Origin of the sequence: Bacillus infantis (assembly GCF_050107595.1) — a bacterium.
Classification (GTDB): Bacteria; Bacillota; Bacilli; order Bacillales; family Cytobacillaceae; genus Bacillus_AB; species Bacillus_AB infantis_C.
Window position 1 is genome coordinate 365,923 of record NZ_JBNILH010000003.1, and the last position, 24,758, is coordinate 390,680.

Genomic DNA, 24,758 nt, shown 5'->3' on the forward strand with positions numbered 1-24,758 from the left:
TTTTCACTGCCAAAATAAATAAAAGCCAATCTATGTTGTTTGGCCTATATTTTTCAGTTACCCGTAAGAATTAAGATAAAACGGGAAATTGGCATTTCGAGCCAGGGGGTCAGGTCCCTTGGCCCAGAACTAATTATGAAAAAACAAAAAGGTCCCCTGCCCCAGCTTAGTAACATCTCTACAAAGCCGGGGACGGGCACCTATTCAGGAAGCTTTTTGAGCCGGGGGGTCAGGTCTTTTGGCCCACACAATTTGGTTATTTTTCTTGCCCAGCCGTACTCCCAGTAAAAGCTGAATAACTTGGCGCTATTCCCTGAAAGGCATGAGGCTTAGTATTAATGTTTAACGATTAAGTTCAAGGATAATATAAAACAAGGTTTTATATGCCATAGACCTATTGAATCATAACACTAAGAGTTTTTAGGTTAAAAAGACTTGGGTTTAACTTTCTAAAGAAATAATCAGTAGTTTAAAAGAGTAAATGGGGGAGTTTTTTGCCACGAAATGAATTAAACACATACAAGAAAAGGGATCCATATTTTGATAATGCACGGTTTATCCTTGTTGCCCTGGTAGTGCTGGGACATTTAATCAGTCCCGCCCGCCATGACAGCGATATTATATTCTTTGCCAACAACTACGTGGGCTCTTTCCGAATGCCGGCCCTTGTCTTGATTACCGGTTTCTTTTCAAAACGTTTTAACCAGGACGGGTTTTATAAAAAAATCACACTGTCTATCCTCATTCCATACCTGATTTTTCAATGCTTCTACTCTGTATTGAATGATGTTATCTATGGCCATGAGGAAATAAGGGCTGTATTGCTTCAGCCAAGCTTCGCCATGTGGTTCCTGCTTAGTCTATTTTTCTGGAATTCCCTGCTTCCTGTTTTCACCAAATTCAAACATCCGATTACAATATCACTTTTTATTGGCGTGGGAATAGGCTGGCTGGACAGTGCAGGGCATTATTTGAGCATTTCCAGAACATTTGTCTTCTTTCCGTTCTTTTTAATCGGACATTATTTGAAATCAGAACACTTCAACTGGTTTAGGAAAAAGTTTGCTAAAGTGGTTTCTCTATTGAGTATCGGGCTCAGCTGGCTTATTCTATCTCACTTTTCCATGCTTGAAGCCAGATTGTTCCTGCTTGCAAGGTCACCATATGCGGAAATTGCCGATTCATACCTGGAGGGGACATTATTCAGGATAATTTTTTACATAGTTATGATGCTGGGAGTGGTTGCTGTCCTCCCTTGGATCCCAAAAAGAGAGACCTTTTTTTCCTATCGGGGACGAAGAACAGCGTATATTTATTTACTGCACATACTAGTAATCAAATTAATATCAGTACTTGAGCTGCCGCATGGAATCCAGCTTTGGCATTTTGCTGTTATTCCAGCAGTGTGGCTTTTGATCACGTTCGCCACAAGCTCTGATTTCATCGTTAATTTGACCAGACCGCTCGTAGAGGGGAAAATAGCCAACTTCCTTTTTAACGACGGCGAACAATCCCCAAAGCAGACAGCTGTAGACTACAGAGAATGAGAGCCGGGGGGACAGGCACCTTGTCCCAATCCGCTGCACCGGGACAGCAGGCCTCCCCCTATCTCCTTTTGTGATTTGTTTAAATTAAAGTTGATGCTCCTCAATCAGATCAATATTCCTCTTATGTAAGACATAATCCTGGATTTGCTTTCCTATGTTTGCATATAGTTGAATTTCTATCAGCTGTGACAACGCCAGCCACTTTACACCAGTCTGATAAGGGTCTGGCTGTTCTGGAAGCCTTGCAGCTGAGCCGCTTAGTCTAGTACATTCAAACATCATCACTAGAGTATGGACCGGCCCATATTTTTCGCCATTCAAATGCGGCGCATATTCATAGACAAAGGCCAATGGGCCGACCTCCACTTCAATGCATGCCTCTTCTTTAGCTTCTCTTTTTACGGCGTCAATTATAGACTCGCCCGGCTCCACACCTCCTGCAGGCAAATCATACACGACCCCTCTGTTTGGGTCGTTATACTCTGTCAGCAGAATTCTGTCCTGCTCGATAATGACTGCACCTGCTCTAACCCTTATATGGTAAGGCATCTTTTATTCCCTTCTTAAATGGCGTCATCTTCTTTAGCTACCGCACTTCTCCTTGAAAAACATAAGAAGCAGATTGATTCAGCAACTGTTTGATTCCATTTTTATGGTAAGGCATCATTTCATCAGCAGTTTCTAAGCTTACCCATTTTACTTCTGCTATCGTTTCAGTATCTTGTATACTAATTTCACCGCTTATGACTCTTGCTTTAAATGTGATAAAAACAGCATGATGATCATGATTCATCATCATCGCTTCATTTACAGAAAGTATGTGATCAACCTCAATCGTTAGACCTGTTTCTTCTTTAGCTTCCCGAACAGCTGCTTGTGATAAGGTTTCTCCAGCTTCAACCGAACCGCCCGGCAAAGACCAGTTATCATATTTAGAATTCTTAACTACCAATACCTTCTCCTGTTTTTCGTCAATGATAAGTGAATAGACTACATCTACTCTTTTCATGAACCCCCTCCTTTTTTCTGCATTACATACCTTTCTTTACCGCATATAAAAATCCCTTCTTTTACCAATAGGGCCGTTTTCCAGGTTAAAGATAAAAAGTATGCTATAATGGTTATCAGATTATAAATACATGTTGGGAACTACGAGACTTTACTTAGTCACCTCCCCCATAGTGGAAGGAGGCTAAGACTGTATGTCCTTAGACCACATGAGAACAATGTTAACTACCATACAGGAATATCCTAACTGTGAAATTTCTTTAACTTTCAATGATGACAACCAGCAGCCGGTGTTATATGTATGCTATAAACAAAACCTATTCGAAGTCACACATGTCCAGACACATGCTGTTGACACATTTTATACAGTAGAATCAACACTCAAAGCGATTGACAATGAAATAAATTCTAAATTGCAAAAAAACCTCTGATTAGAGGTTTTTGTTTGCCTGCAGGACGGAAAGCTAGTTTTGCTGTCCTTGCCCTATAAAAATGGGACAGCAAAACTGCCCCATTGTCTCTTATATTGTATACCTAAAACAACGAAAGCCCTGCCTCTCTTTCATCCTTACGGCTCCTTGTCCGTGCCAGTGTGAATCAGGATTGACCAAAAAATTAAGTGACTGTTTTATCGAGTTATTTGATGATATTTTAATCGTAGAAATTGAAATGGATAGATGACAGAAATAACAAAAGAGGTTAATTCTAAAGGTGAGTTAAAGAAGTTGAGTGTCCTGGCAGCCTTGTTGTAAAATGGATATTTCCAAGGAGGCTTTAACAGAAGCTTTTTATTTGAGTTTCAGTGATTCCTTTCATTAATCCCAGTTCACTGATCAAAGTTTCATGTGCGTTATTCAGCATTTGCCTTTCGCTTGTGTTAAGTGCTTTTTCTTTCTTCATACGCATTAAGTCACGTACAACTTCCGTACATTCTTGGATTTTGCCAGTTTTTATTTTATCCGTGTTCACTTTATACCTTTGCTTCCAAGGCAGTACTCTATCTGTTTCTCCGTTTTGAAAGATGTTTATGAGGTTTTTTAGCGCAACTATGTCAGTAACAGGACGTATGCCTGAACTCACTAGCTTACCCTCAGGAATCATGACTTCCATATTGCCGTTCAACATTTTTATGACATAATACTGTTGTTTTTCCCCTAAAATTTCCTTTTCTTCAATTGCTTTAATCATCCCTACTCCATGCATTGGATAAACAACATTATCGTCAATTTGAAACAAATAATCTCCTCCATATCGTAACTTCCTTAAGCTTAACACATATATAATTTTTTATCAAATTTTTAATGATATCATAAATTAATTTTTACTGTCAATAGTTTATCCTTCGAAAATTTAAAAAAGAGCCAAGGGGACAGTTTCCTTGGCCCACCCATATAAAAAATGGAACAGTACACCTGTCCCTTGTCTCACTTAAGAGATCGTATAATTAAATAAGAGCTCTCCATTCTGCGGATCTCTCTCATTCATGAACTCAAATCCAATGTTAGTATATAAGCGATAAGCTGTCCTGTTTTCTTCTTTAATACTTAAGTAGATAACATTTACATCATATTGTCTTGAAGCAATCTCAATCAGTTTCACCATCGCCAACTTACCCAGGCCCCTGCCCTGATATTTTTCATCAATCATGATTCTGTCAATCCAAGTATCTTTATTGGGGCCAAAAGAACCGTACATGGCAAAGCCAATCACTTCTTCATCCCTATATACAGCCATCGGCTGCCATTCACTGTAAGTATCCGCTTCTTCTAAACACTCATCTACAGTTTCAATGAACTTTTCCTGCCCGGGCTTTAGTTTGATATTCCTGACTTCATATTCATTGAAAGCATCAATTTTTCTGAAATGCACATTTTTCATGCTATACCTCCGCTCTTGGTAAATACCTTCCCTGGCCAGCAGCTGTTTTTCAACTTAAAAATCCGCTATTTTAATAACAATTGCAGTGCGAGGAAAATGGTCAAAAGCGATATAGCTGTGATGCCGTAAGCAAACAGGGATTTTTTGTTTTCTCTGAAGGCTTGGATGCCCAGCATGATAAGATTTAATGACATTAAGATATAAGCGATGTATAGCAGCTCACTGTATCTATCAAAGTTCAATGATAAAATGACTATTAACGCAGCTGGAAAGATGAGCATGGCCCTTAACTTTTTTTCCATCGTATCTCTCCTCTCATAAGATGCCTTTACTATAATATACCAGTATTAACCAGACGCCTGTACTTGCTTGAAACAAGAATAAGCCGCCCGGATGGCAGCAGCTCCTGCTTTCAAGTATACTGACCGGATAAAAAATTAATCTCCACAGAGAATTGCGATTTGTCACATATTCCTCTCGCTGTATTCAACGCCCATGCCATCTAACCATTCTCTAAGCTCTATTCTCGGCATATATTCTTTTAATGTATAGATAAAAGTATCATTTTCACTTTCAAACTCCAGCTGTTCAGGCTTGCTATTATTTAGAACAATGACAACCTGATCGATTTCCTCCCAAAAAGTTACTTCTTCTTTAAATCCTACTAGCGGTGTATGGTGAATCCCTGTTGAGTCAATATAGGTATATGTATGAATGGCAGTAAAAATAAGTACAAATGCAATCAATATAGTAAGCACACCAACAGTTTTCATCCAAATTTTCTCAAACAAGAAAGCCAGAACACCGGCTGATATAAGCAGTCCGCCCACTATATTCACCATATAGGCTTTACTCGGCGTATCCTGAAAATAAACAGTGTCAGGGATTATATTTATTTTTTGATAAAACATCATTATCAGAAAGCCCAGAGGAAGCCACCCCAAAGCAAAGATAAGCCCTAAGGTAAATATCTTCGGCCTATTTGAAAATTTAATTTCCAACTATATCCCTCCCCCAAAATCTAAATCGGACGGGAAGGTTTCCCGCACAGCATACCAATTGGTATGTATTGGTAATAAAACTTATATTGTTTAAACGAATAAGGGGTGATAAAGGTTACAGTTTAGGGTAAAACAGTTGGATTTATGAATATTTGCGTTAACAGTTTAGCTGACTGCCATAATAAAGAATGTTAGCCTATGTGATAAAGGTGTGTTATGGTTTAGATGAATCATCCAAAGGGACAAGAGACTTTTCTTAGTCACCCCACATTAAGGGGGCAAAATTTGAAGAAAATTAATGTATTTTTAGATGACTACAGGAAACCGCCGGATGGCTTTGTATATGTGAATACAATTGTGGAATGTTTAGAACTGCTCCGAACCTGCGAAATCGGCCACTTATCACTGGACCATGACCTGGAAAGCAAAAGAGAAAACGGTATGATGCTGGTCAAGATTATGGTCAGGGAAAAACTCTCTGCTGACCATATAACCGTTCATTCAGCAAATGCGGTTGGCGGCAAGGCCATGTATAAATGTCTTAAGCTGGCCCAAAGCAGCCATATTTACTCCTTTGATACGACCCTCTCTTTAAGACCCCTGCCCTTGGATTCTTATACTCCCATTATGCTGAAGCATTACCAATAACATAGATTGGCCAAGGGATGTATATCTCTTGGCTTTTTACATAATTTCCAGCAGTAATGTAATAAGCAGAGACTGGCCAAAACAGATGACTATATCATTTTGCCAATAAGTCTTAGCAAACAAGCTCCATCTGCCGCCAAATAAACTAAACAGCCTTGCAAACATCAAGGTGAAAACCCATATGCTCATAAATGTAATGAGTAATCCCATTCTACCTCTCCAATAGGCAGCAGATTGCAGCAGGTTTTAACATACGCACCAGCTATCTCAATCTCTTATATCCACAATCAGCTCCCTTGTCTGAACGATCCGGTAATACCCACTGCAGAACACTGCACCTCTCGGCTTGATGGCTATCAATACCGAATTGATAATATCTGCGGCTGAAATGATGAAATTAATCCAGCTTACAAATAACAGGAGGGTATGAATATCCCCTGATGCGAAAAGCGCCACAAAGGCTGGCACCACTGACAATCCTATAAGCGGCAGACTCATAAAGACCCAGAATCTTCTTTTGGATAAAACGGCATTGGTATTCAGCCAAAAAAATGTCCCGCTGAAAGTCAGGCTTATATCGCCTTTTTCTATATACAGCGACAATATGCAGAAATTCGTGAAAAAGGAAGACAGCAATTCCTATTAGAACCAGAATATATAGGGGAACTCCAGTAAACAAACCTCCCAAGAGGCCTGGCGCCAAAAAAACAACAATCTGAAGTAAATTAGCAAACTTGATAAAGTGTTCCCGGAACCAGCTGTTCTGTATGAAAGGGGTCCATTCTGAGGAATTCATATTGATTTGAGGCAAGCGGCGGAACCAATGAATCATAAGGGGGGCACTCCTTTAATTTCTCTATCAGTAATGAAACCTGCAAGATTACAGGAACTAATATAATCTGCCTGCCAAGTTATAAGGATCCATTTCCCAAGTCTCATAGGGAACGATATTCTTTGATTTCATCGCATCCATTGTCCGTGACTTCATATGCGGCCGGGTTATATATTGGCCAATATTGTGTTCATTTAATAGTACGAACCCGGCTTCCTGGATCTCTTCAGGCGGAAATTTGATCTCTCCGCTTATGTATGCTGCCTTAAAAACAACAGATAATATCTGCTTGGTCGAATTATAATAAACGCCTGTAATGCCAACAGGTTTGATATGAATTCCGGTTTCCTCAAGAACTTCCCTTACGACTGCCTGATCCAGCGGCTCCCCAAGCTCCACCTGGCCCCCGGGCATTTCCCATGTATCCCTTCTCCATTGAACCTTCACCAGCAGCACTTCATTCTTTTCGTTTTCAATAAACGCTGAAACCGCAATAATATGTTTAGGGATTTTATGCATATCAGTGCTCCTATAGTTATTTATTTATAGATTCTGGAAGGAGTATGATAATCCCTTTTTTATCCAAAAGGATGTTTATGTGAAAAAGAAAAAGCTGAAGCAATGCAGTTTACTTATTCTTTATCACTGCTTCACAGCTTTTTATAAATGCCAATGTCTTTTCGAATAGTTTAGGCTGGATTTCCGGATATGTAAGGTTAACGGGCAGATCTCCATACAGTTGGATCTCCACTATTTCTGAGTCTGGCAGCTGGCCCAACTCCTTTATGACTCCAAGGTATAGCCTTCCGTATTTTTTAGCAGCTGCATCGTCCAGAGAATAGTCACATATCGGCATTAACTCGCCATCTATACAACCTGTTTCTTCATACAACTCTCTTCGAGCAGTTTCCTCCATGTTTTCTCCAGATTCTCTATGTCCGCCTGCAATTTCCCATGTGAGTCTTTCCTTATGCCTGACATAGACCCACTTTCCTTTATAGATAGCGCTTATTACTGCAAATTCCAGCAGTTTTTCATCTACAGAATCTACCTGATAAAACTTGAGTTTCATATAAACACCTCTGAATATTGCCTCGATTTGTTCAATCCTTCCTAGTACGGCAGTGGTTCCTTTATAAAACTAGAAAAGCCGCCTTGGCTGGCAGCTGTTCTAAAACCCGCTTAAGAGCAAACCCTCAAATGTCTTACTACTCCTTACCAAGCGACAATAAGCTTTTTAAATTATCATCTATAAATTTATTATCGTGACTGTTGATTCCGCGCCCTGCAAAATGGCCCCATATTGAATCGATAGGGTTATAAACAGCATTGGGTAAAAGGCTTGCTTCGTATTTATTATCGGCTGCTGTACAGAATAGGTCTGTGCTTCCCGGCATGACGCAGGCAAGCGCTTTAATGCTTCGGAGTGCCAGGTCAAAATCTCCATTATAAGCTGGATTGGCACTAATATCTGCATATTGCCCCGTCCATAGCATAGCCAGAACATTATGCGGATCCATCTTCATAAAGCTGTCTTCCCATACGCCAGCTATAAAATGTTCCAATGAGTCAAACCCCATCTCACGATAAAGTTCCTCTCTGTAATATGCCTGCGATAAGCCCCAGCCTCCATATACACGGCCAGCGGCTCGCATTTCTGTTGGTGTCAGCTCGTTTAGCATACTAGAGTCAAAGCCAACTGCGGCCATGAGCGAAGCCTTCATTCCATCCAGAACCATAAACGTATGCGGCCAGGTTTTTGCACTTCCGCAGAATGGTGCCATTCGTTCCACCATATCAGGGTAGCTTGCGCCCCATTGGTAAGACTGAAGGCCTCCCATTGACCATCCAAGCACGAGAGCGATTTTTTGTATGCCAAATTTCTCGGTGACCAGCCGATGCTGGAATGTAACATTGTCATAGATGGTTACCTGCGGAAAAGAAGACCGGTCAAACGGTGCCGGCGTATTGCTGGGAGAAGAAGATAATCCATTCCCCAGCAGGTTTGGAACAATAATGAAATATTTCCGCGGATCCAGAGCCATGCCCTCTCCTATCAGCCATTCATTCTGAACATGCTGGTCGCCAAAAGCAGTTGGATAGACAATGGCATTGTCCTTCTTTTCATTTAATTCCCCATAAGTTTTATAAGCAAGAAATGCGTTCGGCAGCGTAACTCCTGATTGCAGGGTCACGTCCCCCAAGTTATAAATTTCATAATCCATTATTTTGTCGCTCCCTTCCATTTGAAACCCTCAAATTTTTGAAAAGGATTTCTTGTGGCTAGTATAATCCTGTGATAACCTCAAGAAAAGTGAACAAAATTCACAGCAGTGTTCAAAAATATTGAAAGCAAAAAGGGGGCATTATAATGGAATTGCGCCAGCTTAATACATTCCGTACAGTTGCCACAACATTGAATTTCAGCCGGGCTGCTGAAACGCTGAACTACGTTCCCTCCAATGTTACGATGCAAATAAAAGCATTGGAGGACGAGCTCGGCGTCCGCCTCTTTGACAGGCTGGGCAAGCAGCTGGTTCTCACCACTGCAGGAGAAAAATTTCTGACTCATATCCAAAGCGTCCTGGAAAAACTGGACGAAGCCCGAAGTGCCGTTCATGACAACGAAAATTTAACCGGTACACTGACGATAAGTGCCAACGAGGTTCTTTGTGCCTATCGGCTTCCCGTTGTCTTTCAGCTGTTTCGTTCACGCTATCCGGGAGTCCGCATCATTTTCCGCTCCGTTTCCAACCTTGAGCTCAAGCAAACACTCTTCGATGGTGCCGCAGATGTCGTCTTTATGCTGGATGAAACCATCCTCTCAACAGGACTTGAAGTGGAGCCTTTGGTGGAAGAGACATTCCGCTTCCTCGTCGAACCGAATCACCGTCTCGCGAAACAGTCTATCCTGAAGGAAGAGGATTTTCACGGTGAAGTGTTTCTCGTTAATGAGAAGGGCTGTATTTACCGGAATATGTTCGACCGGTCATTTGAGAAAAAAGGCATTGATAGTATTACATATCTGGAATTTCAAAATGCCGAAGCTATTAAACAATGCGCCATCACGGGACTCGGCATTGCCTTTCTTCCTGAAGTCACGGTGAAAGCAGAAATTGAACGCGGAGATCTTGTAGTCCTTCCATGGGAAGTTCCCGGCCTGCATGTTTATACACAGATGCTGTGGCATAAAGACAAATGGCTTTCTCCCATTATCCAGGCTTTCATAGAAGCTGTCAGGGAAGTCATGTCGATAGAGCCAGATAGTGAAACTGTTTAACCATCTATAAGTGGCTTAAGGAAGGCAGCGGTCTGCCTTTCTTATGTACTGTTTTAGGATTGTTTTTCATTACCTCTGTCCGACATATTAACAGATTGATGATGTTAAAGTTCAAACTCTATCTTTTTGAGGCACCATGCTCCTGATCCCCAGTCACCTGTCCCCTTACTCAAAAACCTGCCGCTGCCGCAGTTCAATCTGCCCTTCCCCATATCCCTGCGGGTCCGGCATCCGCATGGCCCACTCGATGGCTTCTTCCTTCGACTTTTCATCAATCAGAATGCACCCGGCGATTAGTTCATTCGTCTGCGCAAATGGGCCTTCTGTAATCACCGGCTCTTCTTCTGGTTTCGGAAATGAGATGCGCACTCCATCTGAACTGGGATGAAGTCCTTTCGCCATAACCCTTACGCCTGCCTTAACCAATTCCTCATTGTACTTCGTCATGGCATCAATTAGTCCAGGCTGGGAAGATTACGACCTTCCGAATTCTTTGAGGCTTTGACGATGAGCATGAATAGCATGAAAACCTGCTCCCTCTTTTCTCAAATTGTATGTCTTGCACTTGTCTGTTTTACATTCAACTCCGATAATACCTAACTATGCCTCCAACTCCCCTGCAGCTTCCGCACATAGACAATCTGCCCAATATGATACGCATTGTGTGTGGACATATTCCCAATGATAGCCCACCATTCCGCCGACTCAGGGAACCCTTCCACTTCAATTTCCAGCTTTTCCTGGGAGAGCAGATCCTGCCACTGCAATAGCACCTCTAATAGCCGCTCCTTTAACTCACTGAATGATTTATTTTCCGGTATCACAAAGCTTTCATCATTGCTGCCAATGGGTGGAACTGCATTGACGTGACCCTTTTGATACCTCTTTTGCCAGGCTTCATTCCAATAAAGGAGATGCTGCACCATTTCGGCAATGCTGTTGCTCTCCCCATTTGGCTTCCAAAAAGCATTTTCCTCTGATAAGTCTGCAACTGACTCTGAAAACGGAATATACCAGCTTGGATCTTTCGCATTTGCAGACAACTGGTCTATCAGCACCTCTCTAGCCTGAGCCATACTCGCCACACTCCTTTGATGAGATAATGACTATTTCGCTGCGATTCCCCGACTTCCTGCCTGATTGATAAAATGTGACCATAACAGAAGCCTTGCTGAGAACATCATTCTTTATTTTCCAATAAAATACATAAAGAGGATTATATCCACGTAATAAATGTTAATATATAGAAAAAGGAGGTGGGGAAAATGCCTTTATGGATATTATTGCTGGCGATTGGAGCCTTTTTCTTTGGTCTGGGGAAATTAATTGATTTTCACTACAGCAGGGAAGGCCGCAGTATAGACACCTCAGCGTTAAGGGAAAGCACGAAGGATAATTTAGGCGGGAGCATTTATTTTCAATAAAGGCCGGGAGCGGAGGCAAATCTCAGTATAGACATCAAACCATTAAGGGGAATCTGAAAGGATAATTTGGGAGCAGCAGTTATTTTAGAAGACATTGTACCAATGTCCTCTCCAAGTCATGGTTTCTGTGAAGGTCTGAAAGATACTTGGAGAGGAAATCTCTGTGGTAAGAAGAGATGCTCAATCTCCGAACGCCGGGCACCCGATATAAAAAATTTATTTATGCAGTAATAGCGGTATGTGGTTACTTTGTTTATGGATATTCTTCAGAACATGAATGATTTGATTTGGTTCAGCAGTACTATCAGCAAACCCCAATAAATCTGCCTTTGCTTCAGATATAATATGCATTCCAATTCCTCAAAAACCTCATTTTTTGATTGCTTGAATAAGTTACTCTCCCATAACTCCAGTTAGCTTAGCATGGAAAAACTCTTTTATTTTTCCAATCCGAATATTTCTTATTGAAATTAATATTTATGAACCGATAGTACCTTTAGGATATTTGTTATTTTCTAAAATTGAGATTGAATAAGGGGAAGGTACGTTTGGGGAGAATGAAAAAATTTGAATTTAAATTAGGGACAAAAATAAACCTGATTGTTATATCTATCATAATTGTTTTATCTGCAGTTATCGGATTTGTTGTAAAACATGAGGTAACAAAGGGAGTCCAGGAATTCGCAACTGAGAAAGCAAAAGGGGACCTGAGGTTAGCATATAGGTATATCAATAAATTGCATCCTGGAGATTGGGAAATTAGGGGAAATAAACTTTATAAAGGTTCTGCTTTATTAAATGATAACTACGAGATAGTAGATGAAATTGCGGAAGATACAGGAGATACCGTAACAATATTCCTCGGAGATACCCGCATAACGACAAATGTAATGATAGATGGCGAACGTGCCATTGGCACAAAAGCGTCCACTGAAGTGGTTAATACTGTCATTAAAAATAAGTCAAATTACTACGGCCAGGCAAACGTTGCCGGTAATATGTATCAAACAGCTTATATGCCTTTACAGACTGCTTCAGGGGAAGTTATCGGCATTTTCTATGTTGGTGCCTCTGAAGAAAAAATAAATGCAATACTTTCTTCTGTTTTGTCAAAGCTCCTATTTGCTTTACTGGTTATGGCTGTTTTAGCTTCTATGATTGTCTATTGGTTCACCCATAAGATGAAAAAGAGACTTGCCAATATTGCAAATGCCCTTGAAATGGCGGGCAATGGCGAGTTTACTGCGAAGATTAATGACCGCTCAAGAGATGAATTGGGCTCTTTATCTGCGAGCTATAACCAAATGGCTGAAAACCTTAAAAAGATGGTTCATGAGGTTATTTTTACGACTGAACAGCTGGCATCTTCATCTGAACAGCTGACTGCAAGCTCTGAACAAACAAGTATCGCAACAGAGACCATAACAAAATCGATTCAGCAAGTAGCTAACGGCGCGGAACATTCTACAACAAGTGTGCAAGAGAGCTCATTGGCACTGGATGAAGTTGCTAAAGGGATTCACTCCATTGCCGAAAATGCTTCTGTGGTTTCCGAAGTAAGCATTCAGGCAGTTGAAAAGGCTAAAGAAGGCGGAATGTTTGTCAGCAATACGGTTAATCAGATAGATAGAATTAATCGCTCTGTTACAGCTAGTGGAAAAATCATAAAATCACTAGAACACAGATCTCAGGAAATAGAAAAAATAACGAAAGCAATTACAGATATTGCGAATCAAACTAACTTACTGGCGTTAAACGCAGCAATAGAAGCAGCCAGAGCCGGAGAGCATGGGAAAGGCTTTGCCGTTGTAGCAGATGAAGTAAGAAAGCTGGCTGAACAATCCCAGCAGTCTTCTTCGCAAATTTCGGCGCTCATTAAGACAATACAAGAAGACATGGAGCAGTCCAACGAGTCCATAGAACAGGTTTCTGTTGATGTAAAAGAAGGATTAGCCATTGTTAACCAGACAAGTGAAAACTTTAAGGAAATTCTTGATTATATGGGAAGACTAACAGAACAAACCAATGATATGGCAGCAACATCTGAACAAATCTCAGCAAGTACACAAGAAGTATCGGCAACAGTGTCAGGCATTATCAACATATCTGAAAAAACCTCGATGCATTCACAAAATGTAGCTGCGTCAGCAGAGGAACAACTGGCATCAATGGAAGAAATAGCTGCATCCGCTACAGCATTGTCTAATCTGGCGGACGATTTGAAAGAGTTAGTCAGCAAATTTAAGATCTAACTCCTTTACGATATAAACCTGCAGCGGAAATAGGTACCTGACCCCACATTTGGTAAAGCCATAAAATATGCGGGGTCACCCACTATTCCTCCACAAAAATTAAAGGTGCATCGGCACCAATAGTGGAGTTAGTCCCAGACCCGGATTCTTGGGACCCCTGCGGTTCTTAAATAATCTAATAACTGCCCAGTATGAACGGATTCGTGATAAGCTGCCCGCAATAGCATGTCACCTAAACCTCTTATGTATCCTGACTCGGAGCGGTCAATTTTAATATTTTCCAAGTCTTCCTCAGAAAATGATTTTATAGTGTCTATAAATTCTCTTCTGTGAGTTTCTGCAAAATCCAATTCATTTTGTACCGATATAAACGGACGATTTTCGTACGGCGAATTATAAACGGTTAAACTCCCTCTATTTCGAATAGCCAAATGATAGTAGTGTTCACTTTCTAATACGTGCCGGACCATTTCCAGACAATTCATTGCTTGATTATCGGGCTTCCAAAAGAGCTTTGCATCAGGAATAGTTGTCCAGACTTTAATGCTTCTTCTTCTGACTTCATTTAAGTTTAAAATGATTAAATCGATTGAATTCATACAAAAGCCTCCTCTTCTTTTTAACAATTATACACGAATGTACGTTCGCTTTAAAGAAAAAGAAGAAATCTTTAGATAACTGTCAAAATTATTTAAGCGGAGTTTCATTACAGCTCTTTCCGTGCTAAAACTGCTTCACTCAAATTGATGCCCCAGCATTTTCAGCAAAAAATAAAGGACCCTAATAGGAAGCTAGGGTCCTGATCATTTTTATTATTCTGGCCGCTCAATCGTAAAAACTTCTCCAATCTTGGCATAATCATTCCCAGCCAGCCTGCTGACGGCAGCAAGCCCCTTCTGGTCGATCCGTCCCTTTTCATATAGATTTTCTTCTATATGGAATTGGACAACCTTCCCGATGATAAAGTCGGCACCAGGTGAGTCTGTCCCGCCTAATTCCAGGGCATGTTCCAGCACGCATTCCATCCGGATTTTTGCTTCCTTTACGCCGGGTACTGTTATTTTTTCGCTTGCCTCTGTTGTAAAACCGGCCGCCTCTATTTCGCTCTGTTCAGGAGGAAGGCTGGCCGCTGTTTGATTAACCTTTTCGACATTGTGCTCATCAACGATGTGAACCACAAATTCCTTCGATTCGAGAATGTTTCGGGCTGTATCCTTTTGCCTTCCCTGCGCCCGCTGGATAGATAGGGAAATCATGGGCGGATTGGCTGAGACGATGTTGAAATAGCTGAATGGTGCACCGTTCACCACACCGTCCTTTGACATGGTGGTCACAAATGCAATAGGCCGCGGGATGATGCTGCCGATGAGAAATTTATAATTTTCCCTTTCCGGCAGGCTTACAGGATCAATGGAAAGCATATGAATCATTCCTTTGCGAGTTAATCTAATTCTCTTACTCTGATCGGGATCAGACTCTGTTCTAACTGCCCTCTGAACTGCTCATACTGCTCGGGAAGCATCAGCTTCTCTCCCATTGTAGCCTGTGATTCATCATGTGCAAAGCCTGGAGGATCTGTCGCTATTTCAAATAAAATTTCCCCATGCTCCCTGAAGTATATCGCGTTAAAATAATTCCGGTCTTTGACTGGGGTGACAGCATATCCATTCTCAGCAATATAATCTCTCCAGCTTAGCTGATCTCTGTCATCACTTGCCCGCCAGGCGATATGGTGGACAGTTCCGGCACCCATCTGGCCCCGGCCGACCGGAGTCAGTTTCAGGTCAATGATATTGCCGATGTCAGCGGAAGAGCGGAACCGGGCGATATCCTCTTCCACACCGACTCTTTCAAGCCCCATCACATTCTCCAGAAGGTCAGCTGTTTTTGCAGGCTCCGCTGATAAAAGCGTCGCTCCGCCAAAGCCCTTGATCGCCACTTCCGGCGTAATATCGCCGAATCTCCAGGTGTTAGCTTCCCCTTCTTCTCTTTCTACAATTTCAAGATGCAGCCCATGAGGGTCATCAAATTCCAGATAGATCTCTCCAAAGCGCTCGATTTTTGTAAAAGGGACTTCAAACTTCTGAAGCCTCTCTTCCCAGAAACTCATCGCACCCTTTGGAACAACATATGATGTCACACCAACCTGACCATCCCCAATGACCCCTTGGCGGGCGCCGGCCCATGGGAAGAAGGTGATAATCGTTCCAGGCTTTCCGCCTTCATCTCCAAAATAAAGATGATATGTGCCCGGATCATCAAAATTCACTGTCTGTTTGACCAGGCGCAAGCCCAGCACCCCTGCATAAAAATCAAGATTCTCCTGCGGATGCCCTACAATTGCCGTAATATGATGAATGCCCATTGTCTCTTTTTTCATATATATTCTCCTTTCGTTTTGAGCCAGGGGGACAGGTCCCTCGGCCCACTTGGGCCAAGGGACCTGTCCCCCTGGCCTTTCCGACATATAACTTCTGAGCACATCGATCAATCGGCTTGATCAGGATCTGCTCAACCTTTATACCCTTTTCACATTTAATTTGAATACAGGTGCAGATGTCTGCACCTGTATTGATGGACACTGCCGTTTATCGGATGGTGGATAAAGCTGTTGACCAAGGGATCAATTGATCCAGCATTTGATTGACTGAATCCTCTTGTACTTCTTTCGGCTTGAATTGATTGCCATTTTCAAAGTCTGTGAATAGAGACAGTGCAGGATGTACGCGAACGTCAGCGACTGACAATTCACCCAGAATGCCGCGCAAGTGTTCGGCAGCACGCGCCCCGCCTACTGATCCGTAAGAAACGATTCCAGCTGCTTTATTGTTCCACTCAACACGCAGGTAATCCAATGCATTTTTCAGCGCGCCTGTGATAGAGTGGTTGTATTCCTGCACAATGAAAATGAATCCATCCTGGGCAGCAACGATTTCTGACCATGCTGCAGCCCCAGAAGCATCTGCGCCCGCTTCGCCAAGCAATGGAAGCTTGTAGTCAGCGATATCAATGATTGTATAATTCGCGTCACCGCGCTTGTCAGCTACTTCTTTCACCCATGCACCTACTTGCGGACTTACCCTTCCTTCACGTGTAGAACCTAAAATAATACCAATGTTTAATTTTGTCATCGTTTCTTCCTCCTCTTTCTTTGTTCCAAAAAGTTTATTTAGAAAACCCATAGAATAGCTCCCCTTCCAACATATCTCCAGAGCCGGGGGGACAGGTACCTCGGCCCGTTGGGGCCAAGGTACCTGTCACCTTGGCTCAACATATCTCGAATTCGAGATATGTTCTCAAAAAAAATTAAATGCGTTCTGCCCTGCAGCCGATTTTTTTCATTAGATCAATCGCTTGATTGACTTCATCCGCACTTAACTCATCGAACACTTCACCCATTTTGCTTTCATGCCGGGGGAAGACTTGATCCATCAAAGCCTTCCCCTCAGCTGTCAGCACCGCATAAATGACCCGGCGGTCTTCTGGGCACCCCTGGCGCCTTACATACTTTTTCTGCTCTAATTTATCCACCACATAGGTGATGCTGCTGCTCGAAATAAGAACTTTCCTGCCAATCATCTGAATAGGCTGATCACCCTTATGGTATAAGAGCTCAAGGACAGAGAATTCCGTAGGATTCAAGTCGTAGTTGGCTGCATCTTTGCGAATCGCTTCTTGTATGGCTTGGGAAGCACGAAGTATGACCGTTACAGCTTTCAACTTATCATTCATACGTCTTTCTCCTTTAACCAGCTTCACCTCAAGTTCAACTCGAATTATGCTGCTGGATTTACTTCTAATTCCACTTTGATTTTAATATCCTTGCCTACAAGGACGCCCCCTGTTTCAAGAGCTGCGTTCCAAGTCAGGCCGAATTCTTCACGGTTGATTTTCGCTTCTGCTTCGAATCCGTATACTTCAACACCCCAAGGGTTTGTTCCTTTGCCGCCGTATTCTACATCAAAAGTAACCGGCTTTGTCACGCCCTTGATTGTTAATTCGCCTGTTACTTTATAATCGTCGCCGTCTTTTGCGATGTTTGTTGATTTGAAATCGATCGTCGGGTGGTTTTCAACATCAAAGAAATCCGCTGATTTCAGATGGTTTTCGCGGTCCTCACTGCGCGTATTAATGCTTGCAACATCAAATGTGAATGCAATTGAAGCTGTTGTCAGATCTGTTAAATCTGCCGCTTCCACATCTGCTGTATAAGAATCAAAAGAACCTTTCACCTTTGAAACCATCATGTGCTTCACTTCAAAACCTACTGCTGAATGTGATTGATCTACTGTCCACTTTGCCATTTAAAATCTCCTCCAAATTGTCATTTTTATTTATCTCGAATTCGAGACATGTTGTCAAAAAAATAAGCTGCGATGTTTATTCCGAAATAAATTATCTTTAATTCGAGATAAATTTATCATATATTGGGAATGGAAGTCAACAACTTTTTTTTGGGGGAGAAAATGGGCCAAGGGGTCAGGTCCCATGGCCCACTTTTAAAAAGAGCCAAGGGGCCTGTCCCCTTGGCTCAAACGAAACTTTTTACCTGATGACTCGTAAGTGAATTATTAAATACTGGAGCCGCTGCTCGTTATCCGAGTGAGTGATTTGGAGGAAGATGATGAATGAGAAATATTGTTATCGTTTCTAAAGTAGTTGTGGGCGCCAGGCCAAATCCTTTTGGAATTGACCGGGGATTGAATATATTCAAAAAATCATATTCAAAAACGCTTGAGAGTCATTTAAATCAAATATTTTTGGAAAAGGGCCTGGATTATAAAGCATCTGTGGATTCAACATATGACAGTCTGACAGAATTGATACAAAATGGTGCCCGCTTACTTTTAATTTCCCCTTATATAAAAGAATACGTTGATGTGCACATACTAAATAATGATCGTTATTACATATTAAGCGAAGAAGAGTTCAATAATGGGTATACAGAAAACATTATTGCCTTTTTGAAAGAAATGAATTAAACCTGGCGGTGCTGGACCATTTTCTCAAATCGCCTGAGCCATGGGACCTGTCCCCTTGGCTCAATTCACTCCCCTTGTTCCTCTCCATTTTCTCTTTTCTTTTCTGACATCAAGTAAGCAAACGCCACCCCCGCCGCAAGAAGGGAAGCAATCACTGAATAGCGGAATATGCTAAAAAAGTATTCTGCGTAGGGCGTCACGGTAGTTGAAGTGTATCCCTCATAATTGATTACTTCGTCTTCCCTCTTCGTAAAAGCAACCAATATAAAAAATGGAATAATAAATGAGTAGACTCCTGTTTTCACTAAGATTTTTTCCATGGTTACCTCCGTTTTTCGTTTTAAATTTCTTTATGCCGGCCAATCCGCTTCCGGCAGGCTTAAAATTGTTTTTGCCTTTTGCCATTAACCTCTAAGGCTGCACTCAATCCGGCTGCTTGCTAACAATTTCAACATTCTGTTCAGCAAGCAGCGAATAAAAGGCGCTTCTCTTCACAATAAAATCACTTTGCAGGTCAAATTTATATGTCCCAGCATCTTTTATCTGAAACTCTAATTTGTAGGGAACCCCATGTTTGCTTATTTGCGTAACTTTTTGAATTCTGTCCCATTCAAAGTTCTGTTCGCGGGCAAAAGGCGCCTTTACCATTAGGCCTTCTTTGATCAGATAGGAATGGGTTTGAAAGGACTGCCAGAGGAAGAAGACTGCAATCGCAGATAAGAGGATGTTAGATAGGATCACTAGGGGCGCAGCCTTTGATTTAACGATATAAAAAAGCAAGGCAACAATGACAAAAAGAATGGCATACCCGATAATAAACAGGAAATAGGCTATCTTAGGTGTACTGAAAAACAGATGATAATCAGGCTGAAAATAAAACTTCTGAATCGCATTAACGCCCAAAACACTGATTGGGAAACAACTGACGGCTAATATCAGGCCAAGAGCAAACAACTTTGGCCCCAAATCTTTTCCATGTATCACTTCCACAACTCTCACCCACTCTCATTTCAATTAACTATCTTATACGGACATAGCCGCCAAAAGTTTCCAAATTTTAGACTATTCTTGATTCGGTGTTTAATTAGAACAATAAAAAATGCCGCCATGATGGCAGCAAGTTGTGAATTGGGTATGCCACGGGGACAGACCCCGTGGCCCAGCTTCAAAAAGAGCCATGGGGTCTGTCCCCCTGGTTCTCCACCATACAGGTAATCACGACAAATAATAAGAATGCGAGCAGGAGCAGTGTGCCGCCGACGATGAAGAAGACCATGACAAAGGTTTCATTGAGCTGAAAGGGATTTAAGTTGTACATCCACATGCCCGCGGTCAATCCCAATGCTCCCGCCATTCCCAAAATACTATGGATGGCTACCAGCTTTTTATATTTAATCTTATAAGCTTTATAGAATATTCCCCATGCAAATACGGAAAGCCAGCCGACCAGCAGAAGGTGGGCATGGACCGGCCTGAGGGCATAATCCATCTGTCCTGCCATATGAGATCCTAAATATGTGCCAATGACGCCAAAGATGGCGGCAAATCGAATTAACCGCAGACTCCAGATTTGTTCCATTTTTTCCTCTCCTCCGCTATGCTTTTTTATATAACTGGAAGGGTGATTGTAAAGACCGTTCCCTCACCAAGCTTGCTCGCAACACTGATGTTCCCATTATGCAGGTCGATGATCTGCTTGACGATCGAGAGGCCGAGTCCGGTCCCTCCTTTTTTCCTCGCTGAATCAACACGATAAAAACGGTCAAAGATCTGATCCATCTCTTGCTGCGACATCCCTGCCCCTGTGTCTTTGAATGTAATCACAAGGTTTGTTTCTCTTTTCTCCAAACCGATCCACATGCTGTCTCCCGGACTGCTGTACTTGATGGCATTGGTCATGAGATTATCCCAGACATTCGCCATCAGCTCGGCATCATATTTGAAAACACAATGTTCGAGATTGTACGAGACTTCTATTTCTTTTTCCTCTATCAGCCATTGATACCTCCGGATCGCCTGTTTGATCTGCTCATCTGCCCGAACCTCTGAAACCTTCATAGGATACGCTTTTTGATCCAAAGAAGTCATGACCAATAATTGTTTGGTTAAATGGGAAAGCCGCTTAGATTCATCATTGATGATCTCCGAATACTGCACCCGTTCAGCCTCGTTCACATCTGACTTCAAAAGCTCGGCATATCCCTGAATATTCATGAGCGGTGACTGAAAATCATGGGATACATTGCTGATGAAGGACTTACGGGCTTCATCATTATGCTGCAATTGCCTCTGCATGGTGGTGAAGCTTTGTGCCAGCTGGCCAATTTCATCGCGGCGCTTGATCGACAATTCATAATGGAAATTTTCACGGGTCAACTCTTTGATCGCCTCTGTCAGCTGTGTAATCGGCTGGATCAGATGCTTTGCAAACCAAATCATTCCGATGATGCTGACGACTGAAACAGCCAGAATGAACCAGGCAAGAATCATGTGTATATCAGAGAAAAGCAGTTTGTTGTTTGGGCGGATGAACAGTGCGAACTGCTGACCATCAGAAGTAAACGGCACCCCGACCGTATTCCGGACATCATTAGAAAAGTGGCCCATCATAAAGGGTTGGCTGGAATCATCACTCATCCCGTGATAGATCTCTTTTTTGTCCAATACTTTCCTGGCTTTTCCAGAGAGCTCTGTTTTCAAAAATGCCTCTCCAAAAAACTGTTTTTCCCCTTCTTCATTCATCACGAGCACTTGATAGCCCAGCTTCCCTACCGATTCCAAATAGGATATCAGGGCAGTTTGGTGGCCGGGCATTCCTTCAATGCTCGAGACGACTTCCTCTGCAATCTCGACATTCTGGCTGTCAATCTTCTGCTTGGTAGTGGCCGTGTATACCCAGTTTGCCAGGAAAAACCCGGTGATAATACTGATAGCCAGGATCGAGAGTGCAGCAGCTACAAACTTCCGGTACAGTGTCCTCACCTGATAACCTCCAGCTTATAGCCAATTCCTCTCACAGTTTGAATTTCAACCGTCGCCCCGTATTTCCTGAGGCGATCCCGGATCCGGTTGATGTGGGTATTCAGTGTTTGTTCGCTTCCTTCATAATCAATTCCCCATACCTGCTCAATCAATAAGGCACGCGGGGCAATCTTTTGAATGCGGGAAGCAAGAATGCTCAGCAATTCAAATTCTTTCAGCGGAAAAAGAATGGTCTCCTGATTGATCATCACCTCAAAGTTTTTGCGATCCAGCACCATATTCCCCGCCTTGACCACTGTTTCCATTGCCCGCTCCACCCTCCGCAGGACAACAGCTACACGATACAACAGCTCCTTCACCTCGAAGGGCTTAACAATATAATCTTCCGATCCGGATAAGAAGCCCCGCTCCTTATCATCCAGCTGTCCCTTTGCCGTCAAAAGAATCACAGGTATATCATAATCCTCTGACAAAATCTTCGTCAGTTCGAACCCGTCCATTCCCGGCATCATCACATCGACCACCGCTAAATCAACGTTCATCCCTTCTAATATCTTCAAAGCTTCTTCTCCATCATTCGCTTTGACTACCTGGTACCCTTTCCGGCTCAAATGGATGGAAACAAGCTTTTGAATATGGACATCATCATCTACAACCATGATTTTCATGAACGGACCTCCTATTGGCGAATATGGCGGACTGCCTTCGCCATTGTGCTATTGATTATTATGAGAGGTCTGATGGTCTTTCTCAAATGCTAATATCAAGGCTGGCAGCAGCACTCCCCGAACCAGGAAAGTATCCATCAGGATACCGACTGCGACCATGAAGCCAAATACGAATAAATCAGCAATCGGCATCGTGGTCAGGGCCGCAAAGGTGGCAGCCAGGATAATCCCTGCAGATGAAATCACTCCTCCCGTATTGGTCATGGCAATTTCCAGGGCCTTTTTTACACCATGGGCCTTTCTTTCCTCCATAAAACGGGAAACAAGAATGATATTATAATCCACTCCCAATGCCACCAGGAAGATGAAGGCATAAACTGGCACGCGGGTGCTTATGGCATCGATACCGAACAGAACATCCGCCAGGAAGCTTCCAAGACCCAATGCAGAGACATATGACAGCAGGATGGTCCCCACCATATAAATAGGCATTTTAATAGAACGGGTAAGGGCTATTAGGAGACCCAGAATCAAGACCGTTTCAAGAATTATGATAATTACGATATCTTTATTGTTGACGTTCCTCTCATCAACCAGCTTTGCCGTAACTCCTCCATAATACGCTTCCCCGTCAATGGAAAGATGCCGGAGCATTTCTGGTGATGACTCCTGAAGATACTCCATAAAATCAATTGCCTCTCTTGAATAGGGATTCATGGATAATGCGACACTTAACTTTAAAGCCTTGCCATCCTCAGTTTGTCCACCCTCCCGGACTGATGCGATGCCGTCCAGACTTTCCAATTCAGCCCTAATTCCGTCCCTCTTTTCTTGTGAAAGTGACTCTTTGCTTTCAATGAGCAAAGTAGAAGGAGCAAGCTCTCCCTTATCAAACTGGGACTCCACAATTTCATATCCGACTCGGGACGGCAAATCTTCAGGGAACTTCTTCACTGTATCGAATTCAAACTCAATGTTCATCACATTGATTGCTGTCACAACCAGGAAAATCCCTGTCAGACCGCCGCTGATCCATGGTTTTCTGACCACCAGCCTTGCAATCGATTTCCAAAACGTGTGTTTCAGGCCCTCTTTATTCCCATATTTCGGCACCTTCGGCCAAAACGCCTTACGTCCAAATAAAGTAAATAACGCAGGTACAAGCGTAATGGAAGCAAGCATAATAAAGAACATGGCCAGTCCGAATACCGGGGCAAAGTTCTGATAATCACGGAAATCAGCGAAAAATAAAACCAGCATGGCGGCCATCACTGTACCGCCCGCGAAAAAGACTGGTTCACCCGTAGCGCGCATGGCATTTTTCATCGCCATATATTTACTCTCCACTTCATTAAGCCCTTCACGATAACGGGAAAACACAAATAAAGAATAATCAATAACAGCCGCGAAGAGCAGGATGCTCATAATGGAAGTCGTCGAGTTATTGATTTCCAGCCCGGCAGCCCCCATCAGTGCAACACTCTGATTCACCACCTGGTAGACGATGATCGTGGCCAGAAGCGGGATAAATGCAAGCATCGGCGAACGATAAATAACAATCAGCAGCACCAATACAATCACAATCGTCGCGAGCAGCAACACGACATCGGCCTGTTCAAACAGCTTCGTCGCATCTCCTGCAATCCCCGCAGGCCCCGTAATGTAGAATTTTGTGCTTTCAAATGTATCCGCAATTTCATTGCCGACTTTTGATGCTCTATCGTTAATTTCTGAATAATCCTTGCTTCCAAGACCTTTTTCCAATTCCATCGGGACAATTGCCGTTGATTCATCTTCGGAAATGAACCCTTCCAGTGCCTGGGGAGGAAGCTTGCTAATATCAACGATTCGATCAATCCCTTTAATATCTTCAGCCAGAATTCCTTCCACAATTTCATTGACTTCATCTAATTGAATATCACCGGATTTATTATGAAAAACAAGGATTCCAGGGGTTCCCTGCTCATTTGAAAATAACTCTTCTATCTTATCCTCAGCGACCATCGATGCCGCCTCATCAGGGAGTGATTGGAAATTACTCACTTTATAGTCTCCAAGACTTGGCCCGGCACTCAAAGCTATCATCAGCACCAGCCAGACGATGATCGTGGTCCACATCCCCCGTTTTGTTGATACCCAGTCTGTAATAGGGGTCAGCCATCTTTTCATTGCATAGCCTCCTTTTTATTATTTGCTCCCCATTATAAATTTCTAATATAAATTCAATATCAACTTTTGTTTACAAAAAAAGGCGCC

28 protein-coding genes and 2 pseudogenes are annotated in these 24,758 nt (G+C 42.5%); 6 read left to right on the plus strand and 24 right to left on the minus strand.

Annotated elements, in window-relative coordinates:
* Positions 1 to 494 precede the first annotated feature (494 nt).
* Complete coding sequence (locus ACQCVH_RS08370; protein ID WP_426835273.1) at positions 495 to 1,547, plus strand: acyltransferase family protein; 1,053 nt, start codon at positions 495 to 497, stop codon at positions 1,545 to 1,547.
* Between the two features lie 84 nt (positions 1,548 to 1,631).
* Here ACQCVH_RS08370 and ACQCVH_RS08375 read toward each other — a convergent pair whose 3' ends face one another.
* The 6 genes from ACQCVH_RS08375 to ACQCVH_RS08400 form a co-directional block, all read right to left on the minus strand.
* Positions 1,632 to 2,096, minus strand: a complete 465-nt coding sequence (locus tag ACQCVH_RS08375; protein WP_426835274.1) for an NUDIX domain-containing protein — start codon at positions 2,094 to 2,096, stop codon at positions 1,632 to 1,634.
* A 37-nt stretch (positions 2,097 to 2,133) separates the two neighbouring features.
* The gene (locus ACQCVH_RS08380) at positions 2,134 to 2,556 is read right to left on the minus strand and encodes an NUDIX hydrolase (RefSeq protein ID WP_426835275.1); all 423 of its coding nucleotides are present in this window, start codon (positions 2,554 to 2,556) and stop codon (positions 2,134 to 2,136) included.
* A gap of 773 nt (positions 2,557 to 3,329) precedes the next feature.
* Positions 3,330 to 3,830: a CarD family transcriptional regulator gene (locus ACQCVH_RS08385; protein WP_426835276.1), complete on the minus strand. Its 501-nt coding sequence runs from the start codon at positions 3,828 to 3,830 to the stop codon at positions 3,330 to 3,332.
* Between the two features lie 153 nt (positions 3,831 to 3,983).
* The gene (locus tag ACQCVH_RS08390; protein WP_426835277.1) at positions 3,984 to 4,433 is read right to left on the minus strand and encodes a GNAT family N-acetyltransferase; all 450 of its coding nucleotides are present in this window, start codon (positions 4,431 to 4,433) and stop codon (positions 3,984 to 3,986) included.
* 65 nt (positions 4,434 to 4,498) lie between these two features.
* Entirely contained in the window at positions 4,499 to 4,735 is a 237-nt protein-coding gene (locus tag ACQCVH_RS08395) for a hypothetical protein (protein WP_426835278.1), read from the minus strand.
* A gap of 162 nt (positions 4,736 to 4,897) precedes the next feature.
* Entirely contained in the window at positions 4,898 to 5,434 is a 537-nt protein-coding gene (locus ACQCVH_RS08400; RefSeq protein WP_426835279.1) for an HPP family protein, read from the minus strand.
* 285 nt (positions 5,435 to 5,719) lie between these two features.
* Between ACQCVH_RS08400 and ACQCVH_RS08405 the strand changes: the two genes are divergently transcribed.
* Positions 5,720 to 6,082, plus strand: coding sequence for a cyclic-phosphate processing receiver domain-containing protein (locus ACQCVH_RS08405; RefSeq protein ID WP_426835280.1), 363 nt, complete (start codon positions 5,720 to 5,722; stop codon positions 6,080 to 6,082).
* 267 nt (positions 6,083 to 6,349) lie between these two features.
* Here ACQCVH_RS08405 and ACQCVH_RS08410 read toward each other — a convergent pair.
* From ACQCVH_RS08410 to ACQCVH_RS08425, 4 genes and pseudogenes are all read right to left on the minus strand, one after another.
* Positions 6,350 to 6,878, minus strand: a pseudogene (locus ACQCVH_RS08410) (DUF3267 domain-containing protein).
* 93 nt (positions 6,879 to 6,971) lie between these two features.
* The gene (locus ACQCVH_RS08415; RefSeq protein ID WP_426835281.1) at positions 6,972 to 7,433 is read right to left on the minus strand and encodes an NUDIX hydrolase; all 462 of its coding nucleotides are present in this window, start codon (positions 7,431 to 7,433) and stop codon (positions 6,972 to 6,974) included.
* Positions 7,434 to 7,542: 109 nt separating this feature from the next.
* A complete protein-coding gene (locus ACQCVH_RS08420; protein WP_426835282.1) occupies positions 7,543 to 7,986 on the minus strand; it encodes an NUDIX hydrolase in 444 nt (147 codons plus the stop codon).
* A gap of 136 nt (positions 7,987 to 8,122) precedes the next feature.
* Complete coding sequence (locus tag ACQCVH_RS08425; protein ID WP_426835283.1) at positions 8,123 to 9,139, minus strand: alpha/beta fold hydrolase; 1,017 nt, start codon at positions 9,137 to 9,139, stop codon at positions 8,123 to 8,125.
* A gap of 146 nt (positions 9,140 to 9,285) precedes the next feature.
* Here ACQCVH_RS08425 and ACQCVH_RS08430 point away from each other — a divergent pair, with 146 nt between their 5' ends.
* The gene (locus ACQCVH_RS08430) at positions 9,286 to 10,194 is read left to right on the plus strand and encodes a LysR family transcriptional regulator (protein ID WP_426835284.1); all 909 of its coding nucleotides are present in this window, start codon (positions 9,286 to 9,288) and stop codon (positions 10,192 to 10,194) included.
* A 165-nt stretch (positions 10,195 to 10,359) separates the two neighbouring features.
* On the opposite strand, the pseudogene ACQCVH_RS08435 reads toward ACQCVH_RS08430, so the two are convergent.
* Positions 10,360 to 10,718: pseudogene (locus ACQCVH_RS08435) on the minus strand (YciI family protein).
* 72 nt (positions 10,719 to 10,790) lie between these two features.
* Complete coding sequence (locus ACQCVH_RS08440) at positions 10,791 to 11,270, minus strand: DinB family protein (protein WP_426835285.1); 480 nt, start codon at positions 11,268 to 11,270, stop codon at positions 10,791 to 10,793.
* Between the two features lie 189 nt (positions 11,271 to 11,459).
* Here ACQCVH_RS08440 and ACQCVH_RS08445 point away from each other — a divergent pair, with 189 nt between their 5' ends.
* Together ACQCVH_RS08445 and ACQCVH_RS08450 are read left to right on the plus strand one after the other, a co-directional pair.
* Positions 11,460 to 11,618, plus strand: a complete 159-nt coding sequence (locus tag ACQCVH_RS08445) for a hypothetical protein (RefSeq protein WP_426835286.1) — start codon at positions 11,460 to 11,462, stop codon at positions 11,616 to 11,618.
* A gap of 557 nt (positions 11,619 to 12,175) precedes the next feature.
* Positions 12,176 to 13,870 carry a methyl-accepting chemotaxis protein gene (locus tag ACQCVH_RS08450; RefSeq protein WP_426835425.1) on the plus strand — a complete coding sequence of 565 codons (1,695 nt, stop codon included), beginning with the start codon at positions 12,176 to 12,178 and terminating at the stop codon, positions 13,868 to 13,870.
* A 128-nt stretch (positions 13,871 to 13,998) separates the two neighbouring features.
* On the opposite strand, the gene ACQCVH_RS08455 is transcribed toward ACQCVH_RS08450, so the two are convergent.
* The 6 genes from ACQCVH_RS08455 to ACQCVH_RS08480 all read right to left on the minus strand — a co-directional run bounded on the left by ACQCVH_RS08455 (position 13,999) and on the right by ACQCVH_RS08480 (position 18,174).
* Positions 13,999 to 14,469 carry a DinB family protein gene (locus ACQCVH_RS08455; RefSeq protein ID WP_426835287.1) on the minus strand — a complete coding sequence of 157 codons (471 nt, stop codon included), beginning with the start codon at positions 14,467 to 14,469 and terminating at the stop codon, positions 13,999 to 14,001.
* Between the two features lie 213 nt (positions 14,470 to 14,682).
* Positions 14,683 to 15,291, minus strand: coding sequence for a flavin reductase family protein (locus tag ACQCVH_RS08460; protein WP_426835288.1), 609 nt, complete (start codon positions 15,289 to 15,291; stop codon positions 14,683 to 14,685).
* 20 nt (positions 15,292 to 15,311) lie between these two features.
* Positions 15,312 to 16,250, minus strand: a complete 939-nt coding sequence (locus tag ACQCVH_RS08465; RefSeq protein ID WP_426835289.1) for a ring-cleaving dioxygenase — start codon at positions 16,248 to 16,250, stop codon at positions 15,312 to 15,314.
* Positions 16,251 to 16,458: 208 nt separating this feature from the next.
* Positions 16,459 to 17,052 (minus strand): NADPH-dependent FMN reductase, encoded by a 594-nt coding sequence (locus tag ACQCVH_RS08470; protein ID WP_009794591.1) that lies wholly within the window; start codon positions 17,050 to 17,052, stop codon positions 16,459 to 16,461.
* A gap of 124 nt (positions 17,053 to 17,176) precedes the next feature.
* Positions 17,177 to 17,602, minus strand: a complete 426-nt coding sequence (locus ACQCVH_RS08475; RefSeq protein ID WP_426835290.1) for a MarR family winged helix-turn-helix transcriptional regulator — start codon at positions 17,600 to 17,602, stop codon at positions 17,177 to 17,179.
* Between the two features lie 44 nt (positions 17,603 to 17,646).
* Positions 17,647 to 18,174, minus strand: a complete 528-nt coding sequence (locus ACQCVH_RS08480; protein WP_426835291.1) for a YceI family protein — start codon at positions 18,172 to 18,174, stop codon at positions 17,647 to 17,649.
* 324 nt (positions 18,175 to 18,498) lie between these two features.
* On the opposite strand from ACQCVH_RS08480, the gene ACQCVH_RS08485 reads away from it, so the two are divergent.
* Positions 18,499 to 18,852 (plus strand): hypothetical protein, encoded by a 354-nt coding sequence (locus ACQCVH_RS08485; protein WP_426835292.1) that lies wholly within the window; start codon positions 18,499 to 18,501, stop codon positions 18,850 to 18,852.
* Between the two features lie 65 nt (positions 18,853 to 18,917).
* On the opposite strand, the gene ACQCVH_RS08490 is transcribed toward ACQCVH_RS08485, so the two are convergent.
* The 6 genes from ACQCVH_RS08490 to ACQCVH_RS08515 all read right to left on the minus strand — a co-directional run bounded on the left by ACQCVH_RS08490 (position 18,918) and on the right by ACQCVH_RS08515 (position 24,671).
* On the minus strand, positions 18,918 to 19,172 hold the full coding sequence (locus ACQCVH_RS08490; RefSeq protein WP_426835293.1) for a hypothetical protein: 255 nt from the start codon (positions 19,170 to 19,172) through the stop codon (positions 18,918 to 18,920).
* Positions 19,173 to 19,275: 103 nt separating this feature from the next.
* Positions 19,276 to 19,842, minus strand: coding sequence for a hypothetical protein (locus ACQCVH_RS08495; RefSeq protein ID WP_426835294.1), 567 nt, complete (start codon positions 19,840 to 19,842; stop codon positions 19,276 to 19,278).
* A gap of 175 nt (positions 19,843 to 20,017) precedes the next feature.
* Positions 20,018 to 20,431 carry a hypothetical protein gene (locus tag ACQCVH_RS08500; protein ID WP_426835295.1) on the minus strand — a complete coding sequence of 138 codons (414 nt, stop codon included), beginning with the start codon at positions 20,429 to 20,431 and terminating at the stop codon, positions 20,018 to 20,020.
* Between the two features lie 26 nt (positions 20,432 to 20,457).
* Positions 20,458 to 21,834, minus strand: a complete 1,377-nt coding sequence (locus ACQCVH_RS08505) for a sensor histidine kinase (RefSeq protein ID WP_426835296.1) — start codon at positions 21,832 to 21,834, stop codon at positions 20,458 to 20,460.
* A complete protein-coding gene (locus tag ACQCVH_RS08510; RefSeq protein ID WP_426835297.1) occupies positions 21,831 to 22,502 on the minus strand; it encodes a response regulator transcription factor in 672 nt (223 codons plus the stop codon). The genes ACQCVH_RS08505 and ACQCVH_RS08510 overlap by 4 nt, the downstream gene beginning before the upstream one ends.
* A 48-nt stretch (positions 22,503 to 22,550) precedes the next feature.
* Positions 22,551 to 24,671, minus strand: a complete 2,121-nt coding sequence (locus tag ACQCVH_RS08515) for an MMPL family transporter (RefSeq protein ID WP_426835298.1) — start codon at positions 24,669 to 24,671, stop codon at positions 22,551 to 22,553.
* Positions 24,672 to 24,758 lie beyond the last annotated feature (87 nt).

What these genes read in the sequence shown, in the direction of transcription:
- ACQCVH_RS08475 (WP_426835290.1), bottom strand. Translation starts at nt 17,602, where the DNA reads ATGAATGATAAGTTGAAAGCTGTAACGGTCATACTTCGTGCTTCCCAA.
- ACQCVH_RS08390 (WP_426835277.1), bottom strand. Translation starts at nt 4,433, where the DNA reads ATGAAAAATGTGCATTTCAGAAAAATTGATGCTTTCAATGAATATGAA.
- ACQCVH_RS08415 (WP_426835281.1), bottom strand. Translation starts at nt 7,433, where the DNA reads ATGCATAAAATCCCTAAACATATTATTGCGGTTTCAGCGTTTATTGAA.
- ACQCVH_RS08515 (WP_426835298.1), bottom strand. Translation starts at nt 24,671, where the DNA reads ATGAAAAGATGGCTGACCCCTATTACAGACTGGGTATCAACAAAACGG.
- ACQCVH_RS08395 (WP_426835278.1), bottom strand. Translation starts at nt 4,735, where the DNA reads ATGGAAAAAAAGTTAAGGGCCATGCTCATCTTTCCAGCTGCGTTAATA.
- ACQCVH_RS08430 (WP_426835284.1), top strand. Translation starts at nt 9,286, where the DNA reads ATGGAATTGCGCCAGCTTAATACATTCCGTACAGTTGCCACAACATTG.
- ACQCVH_RS08465 (WP_426835289.1), bottom strand. Translation starts at nt 16,250, where the DNA reads ATGAAAAAAGAGACAATGGGCATTCATCATATTACGGCAATTGTAGGG.
- ACQCVH_RS08420 (WP_426835282.1), bottom strand. Translation starts at nt 7,986, where the DNA reads ATGAAACTCAAGTTTTATCAGGTAGATTCTGTAGATGAAAAACTGCTG.
- ACQCVH_RS08455 (WP_426835287.1), bottom strand. Translation starts at nt 14,469, where the DNA reads ATGAATTCAATCGATTTAATCATTTTAAACTTAAATGAAGTCAGAAGA.
- ACQCVH_RS08425 (WP_426835283.1), bottom strand. Translation starts at nt 9,139, where the DNA reads ATGGATTATGAAATTTATAACTTGGGGGACGTGACCCTGCAATCAGGA.
- ACQCVH_RS08470 (WP_009794591.1), bottom strand. Translation starts at nt 17,052, where the DNA reads ATGGGTTTTCTAAATAAACTTTTTGGAACAAAGAAAGAGGAGGAAGAA.
- ACQCVH_RS08440 (WP_426835285.1), bottom strand. Translation starts at nt 11,270, where the DNA reads ATGGCTCAGGCTAGAGAGGTGCTGATAGACCAGTTGTCTGCAAATGCG.
- ACQCVH_RS08500 (WP_426835295.1), bottom strand. Translation starts at nt 20,431, where the DNA reads ATGGAACAAATCTGGAGTCTGCGGTTAATTCGATTTGCCGCCATCTTT.
- ACQCVH_RS08375 (WP_426835274.1), bottom strand. Translation starts at nt 2,096, where the DNA reads ATGCCTTACCATATAAGGGTTAGAGCAGGTGCAGTCATTATCGAGCAG.
- ACQCVH_RS08510 (WP_426835297.1), bottom strand. Translation starts at nt 22,502, where the DNA reads ATGAAAATCATGGTTGTAGATGATGATGTCCATATTCAAAAGCTTGTT.
- ACQCVH_RS08450 (WP_426835425.1), top strand. Translation starts at nt 12,176, where the DNA reads ATGAAAAAATTTGAATTTAAATTAGGGACAAAAATAAACCTGATTGTT.
- ACQCVH_RS08445 (WP_426835286.1), top strand. Translation starts at nt 11,460, where the DNA reads ATGCCTTTATGGATATTATTGCTGGCGATTGGAGCCTTTTTCTTTGGT.
- ACQCVH_RS08485 (WP_426835292.1), top strand. Translation starts at nt 18,499, where the DNA reads ATGAGAAATATTGTTATCGTTTCTAAAGTAGTTGTGGGCGCCAGGCCA.
- ACQCVH_RS08480 (WP_426835291.1), bottom strand. Translation starts at nt 18,174, where the DNA reads ATGGCAAAGTGGACAGTAGATCAATCACATTCAGCAGTAGGTTTTGAA.
- ACQCVH_RS08460 (WP_426835288.1), bottom strand. Translation starts at nt 15,291, where the DNA reads ATGCTTTCCATTGATCCTGTAAGCCTGCCGGAAAGGGAAAATTATAAA.
- ACQCVH_RS08490 (WP_426835293.1), bottom strand. Translation starts at nt 19,172, where the DNA reads ATGGAAAAAATCTTAGTGAAAACAGGAGTCTACTCATTTATTATTCCA.
- ACQCVH_RS08380 (WP_426835275.1), bottom strand. Translation starts at nt 2,556, where the DNA reads ATGAAAAGAGTAGATGTAGTCTATTCACTTATCATTGACGAAAAACAG.